10 protein-coding genes are annotated in these 13,517 nt (G+C 59.9%); 2 read left to right on the top strand and 8 right to left on the bottom strand.

The window, feature by feature from the left end:
• Positions 1–119: 119 nt before the first annotated feature.
• The 7 genes from N1037_13205 to N1037_13175 all read right to left on the bottom strand — a co-directional run bounded on the left by N1037_13205 (position 120) and on the right by N1037_13175 (position 9,327).
• On the bottom strand, positions 120–701 hold the full coding sequence (locus N1037_13205) for a nucleotidyltransferase family protein (protein ID UWS78242.1): 582 nt from the start codon (positions 699–701) through the stop codon (positions 120–122).
• A 228-nt stretch (positions 702–929) separates the two neighbouring features.
• The gene (locus tag N1037_13200) at positions 930–3,347 is read right to left on the bottom strand and encodes an FAD-dependent oxidoreductase (GenBank protein UWS78241.1); all 2,418 of its coding nucleotides are present in this window, start codon (positions 3,345–3,347) and stop codon (positions 930–932) included.
• A 145-nt stretch (positions 3,348–3,492) separates the two neighbouring features.
• Positions 3,493–5,115 carry a hypothetical protein gene (locus N1037_13195; GenBank protein UWS78240.1) on the bottom strand — a complete coding sequence of 541 codons (1,623 nt, stop codon included), beginning with the start codon at positions 5,113–5,115 and terminating at the stop codon, positions 3,493–3,495.
• Positions 5,112–6,422, bottom strand: a complete 1,311-nt coding sequence (locus N1037_13190) for an HlyC/CorC family transporter (protein UWS78239.1) — start codon at positions 6,420–6,422, stop codon at positions 5,112–5,114. Before N1037_13190 ends, N1037_13195 begins: the two co-directional genes overlap by 4 nt.
• A 135-nt stretch (positions 6,423–6,557) precedes the next feature.
• Positions 6,558–7,544 carry a tyrosine recombinase gene (locus N1037_13185; protein ID UWS78238.1) on the bottom strand — a complete coding sequence of 329 codons (987 nt, stop codon included), beginning with the start codon at positions 7,542–7,544 and terminating at the stop codon, positions 6,558–6,560.
• Positions 7,545–9,104 carry a hypothetical protein gene (locus N1037_13180; protein ID UWS78237.1) on the bottom strand — a complete coding sequence of 520 codons (1,560 nt, stop codon included), beginning with the start codon at positions 9,102–9,104 and terminating at the stop codon, positions 7,545–7,547.
• A 73-nt stretch (positions 9,105–9,177) separates the two neighbouring features.
• Positions 9,178–9,327: a hypothetical protein gene (locus N1037_13175; GenBank protein UWS78236.1), complete on the bottom strand. Its 150-nt coding sequence runs from the start codon at positions 9,325–9,327 to the stop codon at positions 9,178–9,180.
• A gap of 81 nt (positions 9,328–9,408) precedes the next feature.
• On the opposite strand from N1037_13175, the gene N1037_13170 reads away from it, so the two are divergent.
• Positions 9,409–9,996 (top strand): shikimate kinase, encoded by a 588-nt coding sequence (locus N1037_13170; GenBank protein ID UWS78235.1) that lies wholly within the window; start codon positions 9,409–9,411, stop codon positions 9,994–9,996.
• A 2-nt stretch (positions 9,997–9,998) separates the two neighbouring features.
• Positions 9,999–11,120 carry a 3-dehydroquinate synthase gene (gene aroB / locus N1037_13165; protein UWS78234.1) on the top strand — a complete coding sequence of 374 codons (1,122 nt, stop codon included), beginning with the start codon at positions 9,999–10,001 and terminating at the stop codon, positions 11,118–11,120.
• Between the two features lie 27 nt (positions 11,121–11,147).
• On the opposite strand, the gene N1037_13160 is transcribed toward aroB, so the two are convergent.
• Positions 11,148–13,295, bottom strand: coding sequence for an ATP-binding protein (locus N1037_13160; protein UWS78233.1), 2,148 nt, complete (start codon positions 13,293–13,295; stop codon positions 11,148–11,150).
• Positions 13,296–13,517: the final 222 nt, after the last annotated feature.

Genomic DNA, 13,517 nt, shown 5'->3' with positions numbered 1-13,517 from the left:
CGGCGCGCAGGGCGAGACAAGAATACGGGCGGGACCGCAGGGTTCCGCCCGTTTTTGTTTGACGGCCCATCGTTGAGGTCCAGGTTTGTTTGGGGGGATGCCAGACGCTGTGGCAAAACCTATCGTGCGGCGCGCCAACGCGCCCAGGCCTCTGGAGTGTCCAGATCCGTGACTGCGCGTTGGCCGGGCAGGGCGACCAGCTGCAGCTTTTGGCCCTGCAGCACAGCACGAGCGCCCTGGTCGCCGCTGATCTTACTGAGCGCCTGAAAACAGCGCCGGGGAAACAGCACCGGGTGGCCCGGGGTACCGTCACTGGCGGTGGCGCGCAGCACCGGGCCGTCAGGACCTTGGAACTGGGCGGCCAGATCTAACAAATCCTGGGTTTGCAGTTCTGGCATGTCGCAGGGCAGGATCATCACGGCGTCGATGGTCGGCGGCAGGGCGGCAATCCCGGTGCGGATCGAGGCGGCCATGCCTTCAGCCGCATTTGGGACCGGGATCACCTGGGCGCCGCCGGTGGCAGAGCTGCGCGGATGCGTCGGGCTGGGCAAGGTCACATAGCAGGGCAGCTCGGTTTGCGTTGCACGGCTGCAGATCAGTGACAGCAGCGGCGCTCCCTCAATGTCTTCCATCAGCTTATCACGCCCCTGCATTCGCGCGGAAGCGCCGGCTGCGAGAAGGAGGATGGCAATTTTGCTCATGATCCTGTGTTTATGATCCTGTGTTTATGAAAGTCTATGTTTTGCAAACCTACGCCCCAACAGGCTTAGGTGTCGAGAGCGCGAGAGGCAGGATGCCTCCGGCGGAGGTATTTGGGGAAAGATGAAAGCAATAAACCCGCGAAACAAAGGGGGGCGCAGAAGGGGAAGGCGGCAGGTGCCAAGGCCATAGCAGCCTTGGCGGGGTGGTTTTTGGCAGAGCTTGGGGGCTTAGCCGCGCATGCGGGCGCCATCGGCGTCAAACAGCGGTTCGGTGATCAGCCGGGCCTGATGCATGTTGCCAAGGATTTCGATCTCAACCTCCAGTCCGGGCTGGGCCATTGGTGTGGGGACAAAGCCCAGGGCGATGGATTTCTGGCCGTGATGGGAAAAGCCGCCTGAGGTGCAAAACCCGACGACCTCTCCTTTGATCGAAATCGGTTCGTAGGCGTTGATATCTGCATCTGTTGCGTCCACCTCAAAGGCGCAGAGTTTGCGCTGCGGCCCCTGGGTGCGCTCTGCTTCGGCTGCGGCGCGGCCGATGAAGTCACCGGGTTTTTTGAAGGAGATAAAGCGGTCCAATCCGGTTTCTGCTGCGGTGTAATCGGGGGAATACTCCCGCATCCAGGAGCCAAAAAACTTATCCAGCCGCAGGGACATCATTGCGCGCATGCCAAAGGGCATCATGTCATGGGGTTGGCCTGCCTGCCACAGCGCCTGCCACAGGGCGCGCTGGCTGGGGAGATCGCAGTAGATCTCATAGCCGAGATCGCCGGTGTAGCTGACCCGCTGCACCAGACAGTCTACCATGCCAACCGTCATGCGGGCCACATCCATGAAGCGCATCTGCGCAACATCCTGCAGGGTGCAGGCCTGCAGCACCTGTGCCGCCTTGGGACCGGCAATCTGGAAGCCATTCAGCCTGTCGGAGATGTTTTCGATTGCCACATCCGGCGCCTGATGTTTGAGGAACCAGCGCATATGATAGGCCTGCGCCCCATAGGAGGCGGTGAGCTGATAGTCTGTTTCGCCGAGACAGGAGATGGTGAAATCGCCAATCAAACGCCCCTTGGGCGACAGCATCGGGGAGAGACTGATCCGGCCTGGCTGGGGGATCCGGCCGGCCATGATGTGTTCCAGCCAGGCGCGTGCGCCCGTTCCGGTGATCCGGTACTTGCCAAAGTTATGCACCTCGTTGATGCCCACAGTGCCACGCACCGCTTTGACCTCGCGGGCGGTGGCGTCAAAGGCGTTAGAGCGCCGGAAGGATGGGGTTTCAAAGCGGGGCTCATCCGCCGTGGCAAAATAGTTGGGGACTTCCAGGCCGTATTGCTGGCCCCAGACCGCGCCCATGGTGTCAAAGACATCATACATTGGCGTGGTGCGGAAGGGGCGCGCGGCGGGCAGTTCTTCGTTGGGGTAGGAGATGGAGAACCGTTTTTGATAGTTCTCGATGACCTTGGGCAGGGTATAGCCGGGGGTGATCCAGTCACCAAAACGGGCGCAGTCCAGCGCCATGGTGTCGCGCTCTGGCTCGCCTTCGATCATCCACTGCGCCAGCATCAAGCCAACGCCGCCGCCCTGGCTAAAGCCTGCCATGACACCGCAGGCGGACCAGTAGTTGCGCACGCCCGGTACAGGCCCCACCAGCGGGTTGCCATCGGGGGCAAAGGTGAAGGGGCCGTGGATCACGGATTTCACCCCGGCGGCTTGCAGCGCGGGGAAGCGTTTGTAAGCAAAATCAATGGAATCTTCGATCTTGTCAAAGTCGTCGCCCAGCAGCTCGTGACCGAAATCCCACGGGGTGCCATTGACCGCCCAGGGTTTGCAGGGCTGTTCATAAAATCCGATGCACAACCCACGGCCCTCCTGGCGCAGGTAGCTTTCGCCAGCGGGATCCATGACATGGGGGTGTTCGCCGCCCGCGTCGATGATTTCGGCAATCAGTGGGACCTCGTCGGTGACGATATACTGGTGCTCCATCGGGTGCAGCGGGAAGTAGATCCCGGCCATGGCGCCCACTTCCCGTGCCCAGAGCCCGCCGGCATTGACGATATGTTCGGCGTGGATGGTGCCCTTGTCCGTCACCACATCCCAGCTGCCATCGGAGCGCTGGTTGGTCTCGATCACCTTGCAATGGGTTTCAATGTCGGCGCCGCCCATACGGGCCGCTTTGGCATAGGCATGGGTGGTGCCGGAGGGATCCAGATGACCATCCAGCGGATCATACAGCCCGCCCACCAGACCCGCTGTATTGGTGGCCGGGGCGATCTTGGCGATCTCTTCAGGGCTAACGATTTCGGTCTCCAGCCCCATGACGCGATGTTTGGCCCGTTCGGCCTTCATCATGTCAAAGCGGTCCTGGCTGTCCGCCAAGGTGACACCGCCGACGTGATGCAGCCCACAGGACATCCCGGTGATCTCTTCCAGCTCGCGGTAGAGATTGATCGTATAGCCCTGCAGGGCCGCCATATTGGTGTCGCCGTTGAGGGTATGAAAACCGCCTGCAGCATGCCAGGTGGAGCCTGAGGTGAGCTCGGACCGCTCCAGCAGCATTACATCAGACCAGCCGAGTTTGGTCAGGTGGTAGAGGACCGAACAGCCGACGACACCGCCGCCGATCACGGCCACGCGGGTGGTGGTTTTCATGAGGCTTCTCCCTGAATGAGGCTTTTCCTTATTCTGGACAGAAGTGAACAGTAGTCCAGTAAAAAAGCGACAAAACCCGTCGCTCCCAGCCAATAGGTGACACAGGCAGCGTGGTTTTGCCCAGGTATTGCTGCCTTTTGGGGGGCTAGTCGGTGCTACGCAGCGGGCTGAGCTGTACCAGCAGGATCGCGAGCAATGGGATTGCCAGTTTCAATAGCGCCACGGTGATCAGCAGTGCGCCAAGGCTACTGTAATCCGCAGGGGTGATGATCTGACCCTCAGCAGAGCTGACTTCGCGGGTGACCACAAACACCTGGTTGAGGTACTTGGTGCCCAGGCTGGAGGCTGAGAGCGCCAGATTTGTGAAGGAGGCCATCACCGCAAAAAAGGTCGCTTTGAGATTACTGGGGGCGTTGCGGGCAATCCAGGCCAACATCGGGATCATGGCGATTTGCCCCAGCGGCGATTCCGCCGCCGTATCCACCAAGGCGATAAAGCGCGCATCCACCAACCCGCCCGTGAGCGGGGCTGTCCAGTTGTGGATGCCGTAGTAGAGCCCGATATTGGGCAGGCTGAGCAGGGCTTCGGTCAGGGCCAGGAAGGTGATGATCCAGGCGATGGTGTTATTGGCGATCAAGGGGCGCAGCAGGATCATGCCAAACAGCGTCAGCAGGGAGGAAATCAGCGACAGAACCGAAAGGAACTGTTGGTCAAAGCCAAGCGCGTCGATTTCGAACCAGGTGGCTGCCGCGCCATTCAGGGGCGTGGCGCGGTAGACAAAGATAATGATGGCGGTGCCAACCAAGGCACGCGCCTGTTGCGGTGTCAGCGCCTTGATCAACTGGCGCATCAGCAACAGCACGATAAGCATCGAGCCACCAAAGACCAGCTCCTGCGCCTGCGCGACATCACTGAGCCCCACGCTGAGCGACAGCGCCACAAAGGCGCCACCACCGATAAAATACCACCAGTTGACTGAGACCGGATCCCGCGGCAGCGTCAGGCGGTTCTGGATCTCGGCAGCGCCGAGGCCGAGTTTGCGCAGCTTGGCGCCCAGATGCCTGCGCTGAAACAGCGCCACGGCAATGCCGGTCAGCGACAACAGCGGCACCATCAGGGCCAGCAAATAGACCTGGGAATAAAGCGCGCCCTTCTCCGCCTGGTTCAGGGCATCGGCGCCGTCAAACAGCCAGACATTCATCGCCGCCGCAGCGCTGAAACCACCAATCAGGGTGATCCGTCCCAGGGTCTGCATGGTGGTATGCATGACCCGGTTCTCGGCCTCGGTGAAGGCGCTTCCGTCGAGTTTGCGGTGCGGGATGGCCTCCACAGACATGGCATCGGCCACCACATCCTGCAGCACAAACCCACAGGGGGCGAGCAACGCCGCCGCCACGTACCAGCTGTTGGCGGGCATGATCTGCCCCATGGCATCAGGCGCGATCAACAGACTGGCGATGATACCATAGCTGCTGGCCATCAGCGTGGCACCAAGCAGGATCAACAGGTATTTCCAGCGCCAGATCAGATCCACCAGATGCCCCAGCGGCATCTTCAGCGCCCAGGGCAGGCCCACCCAAAAGGCGAGACCGGCCAAAAAGGCTGCCTCAAGATCCAGGTATTCCTTGACAAAAAATGTCGCCACAACCGAGGTAATGCCCTGAACACCATAGGCAAAGTAGATCAGCAGCGGCGGCAGGAAGCTCCAGCGGAGCTGACGCAGCAGGTCCAGAACAATCTGATCAAACCATGCATAGGCCCGGTTCATGACAGAGGACGCACCTTAAATGCAGTGATCCGGTTGCCCTCGCGTCCGGTGACCTCAAAGCGGAAGCCGTGAAAGGAGAACACCTGACCGGTGGTCGGGATCATCTGGGCCTCATGGATGACCAGCCCGGCGATGGTATTGGCCTCTTCATCCGGCAGGTTCCAATCCATCGCCCTGTTCAGGTCTCGAATGGTGGTGGCGCCTTCGACGGTGTAGTTGCCATCGCTGTCCTTTTTTACCAAGGACTGTTCTGCCGGGTCAAACTCATCGGTGATTTCGCCGACAATTTCCTCCAGGATGTCTTCCAGAGTGATCAGCCCTTGCAGGGCGCCATATTCATCCACCACCAGGGCAAAATGGCTCCGCATCCGCAGGAACTGCCGCATCTGGTCGTCCAATGTGGTGGTTTCAGGGACAAAATACGGGGGCTTGGCCACCGTGGTGATCTCAAATTTGCGCAGCGCACTGGCATCGCCCTCGGGGCCGCCGATCTGGGCATACATCTCGCGCAGCAGATCCTTGGCATGGACAATGCCGATGATGTTTTCCGGCTCATCCTTAAAGACGGGCAACCGGGTATGGGGGGAGGTCAGACATTGCTCCAGAATATCCGCCGGTTCTGCTGCGGCATCGATCATCTGGATATGCGAGCGATGCAGCATGATTTCTTCGACAAACCGGTCTGACAGATCCAGCGCGCCCAAAATGCGGTCGCGGTCTTCTTTTTCCACCACGCCTTCGGAATGGCCCAGATGCAGGGCGCCGGCAATTTCTTCCCGCATTGCCATGATCTGGCTGTCCGGGTCGATCTGTACCCCAAAGAGGCGCAAAATCCCGCGTACCAAAAACCGCACGGCGGCCACGATCGGGGCGAGGATGGTCACCAACACGCCAATGATCGGCGCCACGGCAGAGGCGGCTTTTTCCGCATTAGAGATGGCATAGGTCTTGGGCAGAACTTCGGCAAAGATCAGCACCAGCAGGGTCATGACCAGGGTGGCAAAGGCAACGCCGCTTTCCCCAAAGGTGCGGGTCAAAAGCGCGGTGGCCAATGAGGTGGCCAGGATGTTCACCAGGTTATTGCCCAGCAAGACCGAACCGATCAGCCGCTCGTTGTCTTCGGTGACGTCAAGCGCGCGCTGCGCGCCGCGGGATCCTTTGTCTGCCTGGGTGCGCAGCTTGCCGCGGGAGGCCGCGGTCAGCGCGGTTTCCGAGCCGGAGAAGAAGGCTGAGAGCACCAACAGCAGCGCAATTGCCCCTGCGGAGATCCAGAAGGCGCTGTCCAGAACAGTTTGAGCAGTGTCCATGATGGGTCCAAGTTCAGTTTGTGTTTCTACAGGTTATGGGGTGCGATGGCGCGCCAGACAAGTCCCGTTGCGCCGGGAAAGTCCGGTCAGAAAGCAACCAAGGGGGCTGGGATCTGCGCAGCGACTGGCGCTGTCCTAGTCATCTTTGAGCGCTTTACCCCTGGTTGGGCTTTGGCTGGCCTCGCCAGGGCGGGACAGCGGGTGGTGTTGCAGAACCAACTCGCTAAGCCGGGCATCCAGCACATGGGTGTAGATCTCTGTCGTGGCGATATCCGCGTGGCCCAGCAACGCCTGAATGGCGCGCAGGTCGGCGCCATTGGCCAATAGATGGGTGGCAAAGGCATGGCGGAGCGTATGGGGCGTCACCTTCTGCGGATCAATGCCACCGGTCACCGCCAGGTCCTTGATCAGCAGATAAAACCAGTGGCGGGTCAGATGACCCTCTTTGCCGCGCGACGGGAACAGGAATTTTGATCCCGGCGCTCCCGTGGCTTGGGCTTTTTCCTCGCCCTCATCGCGGATTTGCAGCCAGACCCGCAGTGCCTCTCGGGCGGGCGGAGACAGCGGCACCATGCGCTCTTTGCCACCCTTGCCCAGCACCAGCAGCATATTGGGATCCCCACGGGCGGAGGCCACAGGCAGCGACACCAGCTCGCTTACCCGCATGCCAGTGGCATAGAGCAGCTCCATCAGGCAGGTGTTGCGCAGCCGGTCCTCCGGTTTGCGACCAGTCTGGCGGGCGGCCTCCAGCAGGCGGTCAACCTCGATCACCTCCAGCGTTTGGGGCAGCTTTTTGGCGCGGCCCGGTCCCTTGATCTGAATGGCGGGGTTGTCGGTACGCCAGCCTTCCTCAAAGGCAAAATGGTAAAGCTGACGAATGGCCGACAACCGCCGCGCACGGGTGGCGCGGGACAGCCCCTCTGCGTCGCAGGCGATAAGATAGGCCTCGATGTCATCCCGTGCAGCCTGCGCAAAACTGTTGTCACGGTGGGCCAGCCAACCGGCTGCATCCTTCAGATCCCGGCCATAGGCCAGCAGCGTGTTGCGCGCGGCCCCGGCCTCAGCCGCCTGGGCCTCGAGAAAGGTGGAAATCCACTGCAGATCATCGCGCGGCGCGGCCATTCAACCGCGTTCCAGCAGCATCAGCTGCAGGGTTGCCCGCCTTGCGGTGTCCTCCAGCCCAACAGCGCGCAGCGCCGCCAGGGATTTGCTGAGATCGCCAAGATTGCCTTGGGCACCGCGGGCAAAGAGATCCATTGTGCGCAAAATGGCCTCGCCCAATTGACCATTGTCCAACAGTCTGCGGATTTTGACGGGGACCTCTGCGTCATCGTCAAAACCTTTCATGATCGACAGCATCAGCGGGGTGTGACCACTGCGCGCTGCGGCTGCGGGCTGCGCGCTTTCTGCTTGCGGCTGCTGCGATGGCTCCCCCGCTGGATCAGCTGGGGCGCTGAGGTCGGATCCGGGCTGCCCCGGTGTCCCCTGTGCCAGCGCTGCGAGAAAGCTGTTTTCCAGGCTGTCATCGGGCGGGCTATGGGAGGCGATTTCATAGGTGGGTGCCAAAAGGCGAATGCGCCAGGACAGTTTCGCCGCTTCGCCACTAAGGTTGAAACGCGCCAACTGGGTGGAAAACAGATCGGCAAATCCAACTTCAAGCCCTGCCTGTTGCATGGCCTGCCAGACGGCAGGCAGCGCATTGGCCACCTCGGCGCTGTTGGCGCTGTTGAGCGCTGCCTCAAAGCGTTGCAGGGCCGCGACCCGGTCCCAAATCCCACCAGAGGCTGCCGGGGTGCGATCGGTATAGAGACCCAATAGCTGATTGGGGTTCAAAGCCCCGGCACGGGTCAGCCGCTCCGCGGCTTCCAGCTGGGCTTTCCAGCCAGCCACATCCCGCAAATCTGCCGCCGAAAAGGCCCGTGGCAGTGGCGCAGTCGGGAGCCGTTCTCCGATCGCCTCATAGAGCCGGAAGGTCAAAGGGTCGGGGTTGTCGGGCAAAGGCAGGGGCGGGGCAAGATCAAAAACATCGGGGTTCAGGAACCGGTCAAGCAGATCCAGCTGCGCCTTTGGCAACAGCTCAAGCGCGTGAGCCGATTCAAACATCAAAGCTGCGGTTGGCCAATCGCTGCGACGGGCCGCGCAAAAAATGCTGGTTCGGTAATCCGGCGCCAGAAACGGGGCTGCAACCAGAGCGGCGCAGGCCCGGTCCTCGTCGCCGCTGAGAAGGGTGGTGAAGAACCAACGCCGAAACCGCGCTGTCGTGGCGGACGGGCCTGCCTGTTCCACCAGTGCCTGCGCCGGATCAGAGGCGCCCAGCGAGATCAGCCGATCCAGGCGCGCCAGCAATATGACATCGCCCTGAGGCTTTAGCGGGCGGCTTTCAGAAAGCAGCAGGGTAAACAATAGCGACTGCATCGCCGGGTTGCCCTGCACGGAAACGGTGCGGATGAGCGCAGCAATATCGCTGGGATCACTGCCGTGCCACAGATCAATCGGCAGGCCAGTGGCAGAGGGCGCCACCAGTCCAATAGAGGGCAACAGCGCCTGAAGCGGCGTTACGGTGATCGCGGGCCGGGCCGCACTGCCGGTGACCGGGGGCTCCAGCAAGACCGTGCTTGGAAGCGGCGCCGCGCTGTCGGGCTGGCCGAGCCAATCAATCACCGTCAGTGGGGCCTGCGTCATTGCAGGGCCGCCACAAAAAGTGCTGATAAGGAATGCCGAAAGGGCCGCCTTTTGTCTGATTTTGTGGCGCTGCCTATTCTGCATCTAGCAACACCGGTTTGCGAATCTCCTGCACCGGAACGCTAAAATCTGCTCCGAACCAGGGGCCGATATAGGCATAGGCCACCAGTCCCAGCACTGCCAGAACACCGAAGATTACTAGATATTTGATCAATCGCACCATTGCGCACCTGTTGCCTGCTTCTTTGTATTTTGCTCAAGTTATATATGGCCTTTTTTGCAATATCACGTCATTCACGGAAGAATGAGCGAAAAAGAGCAAATAGCCGAAGTGGATGTCGCAGCTTCTAAGCCTGGGCGACTGAAAAAGACCGTTGTTATGGTGGGCATGATGGGAGCTGGCAAGACGGCCGTGGGGCGCGCTTTGGCGGCGCGACTGCAGGTGCCGTTTTTAGATAGCGACCACGAGATCGAAGCGGCCGCCAATAGGACAATACCTGAGATTTTTGCCCGCGATGGAGAGGCCTTCTTTCGATTGAAAGAGCGTCAGGTGATTGCGCGGCTGCTGACTGAGGAATGTGGCGTGCTGTCCACCGGGGGCGGCGCATTTCTGGCGGCGGAGAATCGCGAGACCATTACCCGCAATGGGGCGTCGATCTGGTTGCAGGCGGATCTGGATGTGTTGTGGAATCGGGTGCGATACCGCGACACTCGCCCCTTGCTGCAAACCGCAGATCCCCGCGCCACCCTGGCGCAGCTTTATGAGGCCAGAGTGCCGCTCTATGCCAAGGCGGATTTGGCGGTGGTCTCGGACGGCAAGGCCTCGATTGAAGAAATGGTGGACCGGGTGTTGGAGGCCTTGCGGTCTCGCCCCGATGTATTGGAGAGCTGAGGATGGAACAGATCGTGCATGTCCCCCTGGAGGGGCGGTCCTATGATGTGGTGATCGGGCCTGGATTGTTGCAGACTGTTGGAACGCGGATCGCGCCCTTCCTTACACGACCCCGCGTTGCGGTTCTGACAGATGAGACAGTTGCGGATCTGCACCTTGAAACCCTGCGGCAGGGGCTGCGCAGCGCCGGGATCGACATGGTATCGTTGGCTTTGCCTGCGGGGGAAAGCACCAAGGGCTGGCCGCAGTTCACCCGCGCAGTGGAATGGCTGCTGGAGCAAAAGGTGGAGCGCAACGATGTTGTGGTGGCTTTTGGCGGCGGTGTGATTGGCGATCTGGCCGGATTTGCGGCATCGGTGCTGCGCCGGGGCGTGCGGTTTGTGCAAATTCCCACCTCGCTTTTGGCGCAGGTTGACAGCTCTGTTGGGGGCAAAACCGGTATCAATGCACCGCAGGGCAAAAACCTGATTGGCGCCTTTCACCAGCCTACCCTGGTGCTGGCAGATACCGAGATTCTGGGCAGCCTTACGCCGCGGGATTTCCTTGCGGGTTACGGTGAAGTGGTCAAATACGGCATGTTGGGCGATGCCGAGTTCTTTGCCTGGCTCGAAGACATGGGGCCCAAACTGGCCTCCGGCGATATGGCTGCTCGGGTAGAGGCTGTCGCCCGTTCGGTGCAGATGAAGGCCGATATCGTGGTGCGTGACGAAACCGAACAGGGCGATCGCGCTCTGTTGAACCTGGGCCACACCTTTGGCCACGCGCTGGAAGCGGCCACCGGCTATTCCGACCGGCTGCTGCATGGGGAAGGCGTTGCCATTGGCTGTGCGCTGGCGTTTGAGCTTTCTGCCCGGTTGGGCCTGTGCAGCCAGGAAGACCCAAGCCGGGTGCGCGCACATCTGAAAGCCATGGGGATGAAAACGGATCTGTCGGATATTGCAGGTACTCTGCCGGATGCGCAGACACTGCTGGATCTGATGGGGCAAGACAAAAAGGTGGTGGATGGTCAGCTGCGCTTTATTCTGGCGCGCAGCATTGGCGATGCTTTTGTGACCGCCGAAGTGCCCGAAGCGGCGGTGCTTGCGGTGTTGCAGGATGCCTTGGCGGATTGTTCAGGGGCCTAGAGACGCGCCCCAGAATTTTGCAGCAATTTACGGTTCTGGCTGAACTGTCGGCTGAGCTGTCCCAAGGGCTTTTGAAATTGCTGCCAGCAAGTCACTGCGCATGATGGGTTTCATCAGCCGGATGTCTTCTGGGCGCAGGCCGTTTCCATGCACAGTGGCCTCGGCCGCGTAGCCAGACATAAAGACAACCGGGAGGTCGGGATTGATGGCACGCAGCGCAGTCGCCAGGGCGGTTCCTTTCAGCTGACCCGGCATGACAATATCCGTGAGCAGCAGATCAAATTCCTGATCGACTTCAAAGATCTCTTTGGCCTCATCCCCGCTGGCGGCAGTGGTCACAGAATACCCGGCCTTTTCCAGAATGGATTTCAGAACCAGCAGCACTTCTTCCTCATCCTCGGCGAGCAAAATGCGTTTGCCCTGGAGTGTCGCAGCCTCGGCAGTTGCGCTATGGGCCGGGGCTTTGCGCGGGTCGGGGGCCATGGCAGGGAAATAGAGCTTGAAAGTGGTGCCAACGCCAGGCTCTGAATAGACTTGGGCGGTGCCTTCTGATTGGCGCATAAAGCCGAGAACCATGGAAAGCCCCAGGCCTGAGCCCTCGCCGGAAGATTTTGTGGTGAAAAACGGGTCAAAGATATTGTCCAGGATCTCGGCGTCTATGCCGTCTCCGGTGTCGGATACGGCAATCATCACATAGCGCCCTGGTTTCAGGACTTCGTTGCGACTGTCCTGATAGGTGTGGTCAATCCTGACATTTGAGGTCTCGATGGTCAGTTTGCCACTGTCCGTCATTGCATCGCGGGCGTTCAGGATCAGGTTCAGCAGGGCGCTTTCGGCAAGGCCGGGGTCCACTTCGACATTCCAAAGCCGTGCCAAAAGTGAGGTTTCAATCTCAATATGCGAGGGCAGGGTGCGTCCTGCCCAGTTTTTTGTTTCCAGTACCAGCTTGTTGAGGTCCAACACCTCCGGCTGTAGGGGCGTGCGCCGGGCGTAGCTCAACATGCTTCTTGTCAAGTCCGCCCCGCGCATGGTGGCACCGATACAGGAGGCTATGTAATCTGCCTGCTTTTGGGGGTCTGGTTCCTCTTGCAGCAACTCAAGGTTGCCCAGGATGACGGCGAGAAGATTGTTGAAATCATGTGCCACCCCTCCTGTCAGTTGGCCAATGGTTTCAAGCCGTTGCGAGGCGGCCAGCTGTGATTGCAAATCTTCACGTTGCTTTTGATCCGCCAGCCGTTTGGAAATATCGGCGATATTGGCCCGGATGAGTTTTTGCCGAAAGGGCGGCATACGGGTTAGAGAAATTTCACAGTCGATTTCCTCCCCGGAAGCCTTGAGGTGACGCCAATGGAAAATGGGGCTCTCGCCGTTAAGGGCAGCCTGTAGGTGTTGCTGGGCTTGTGTTGAGCTTTCCTCGCCTGAAGGTTGCTTTTCTGGACTAAGTTCCACCAGGGTAAGTCCGCGCACCAATTTGTCTCTGTCGTAACCAAAGAACTCTGCCGCCCGGGCATTGGCCAAGATGAAATGGTTTTTCTCGATGTCATAAATCACAATGGCGTCCGGGGCATAGTCGACCAGGGTTTCAAACTGCTGGGACTTGTCGGTTGCCTCATTTTGGGTCTCTTTCCAGTAGCGACTGAGATTGGACACCAGCGTAATGATCAACAGGTTGGTGGCCATAAGCGCGACGAGCAGGACCACCCAGTTTCCTGCCCCCCGATTCCATTCCGCGACCTTGGGATCGGGGGAGACCAGGACCCCTGTGACAAACAGATAGGCAATAAGCGCAATGGCGCAGCCGAGGGCCCCCAGGAGCAAGAGTGACAATTTTCGGCTGAACATGGCCGCACAGAGAGCCATGTAAAAGGGGAAGGCCAAGATGGCTGCCGCACCCAACCCAAGGTGTGTCATGCTGAAAAAGTTGGTGACGACAAGCCCGGCAACGGTCAGGCCCCCACTCAGAGCCAGGTATTTGCTCTTACGCAGGAAAATAGCCGGAAGAATACTGAGAGAGACAAGAAGTAGGGTGGTAACAATAAAGGCGGGGCTAAATTGGCCCAGGCGAAAGAGGTTCACCACCGCCACCAGGCCGGCAATGATCGCCAGTAGGTCAATAACCGCCCGTAGCGTTTTGCGAACGCCTTGGCGATAGGTGACAGGGATTTCAGTGCTCATGTCGTCTGTCATGGGGAGCCGTTTTTATGTTGTCTTTACGCACCATAGCCTGAAATGACCCACTGGGGATACTGAAACAAAAACCTGTTTGCCGATTTTTGAGCACCCTTTCCAGACCAGGATTTGTTCTGCACGGATTGCTTGGACTTGGGTCTGGGGGCGTGCAGCAGGAATTGGGGCCGGGCCTCTTGCCTTGGGCGCCTGTTGGTCTTGCGGCATATG

Origin of the sequence: Phaeobacter sp. G2, assembly GCA_025163595.1 — a bacterium.
Classification (GTDB): domain Bacteria; phylum Pseudomonadota; class Alphaproteobacteria; order Rhodobacterales; family Rhodobacteraceae; genus Pseudophaeobacter.
This window is presented reverse-complemented; position numbering and strand designations above follow the sequence as displayed.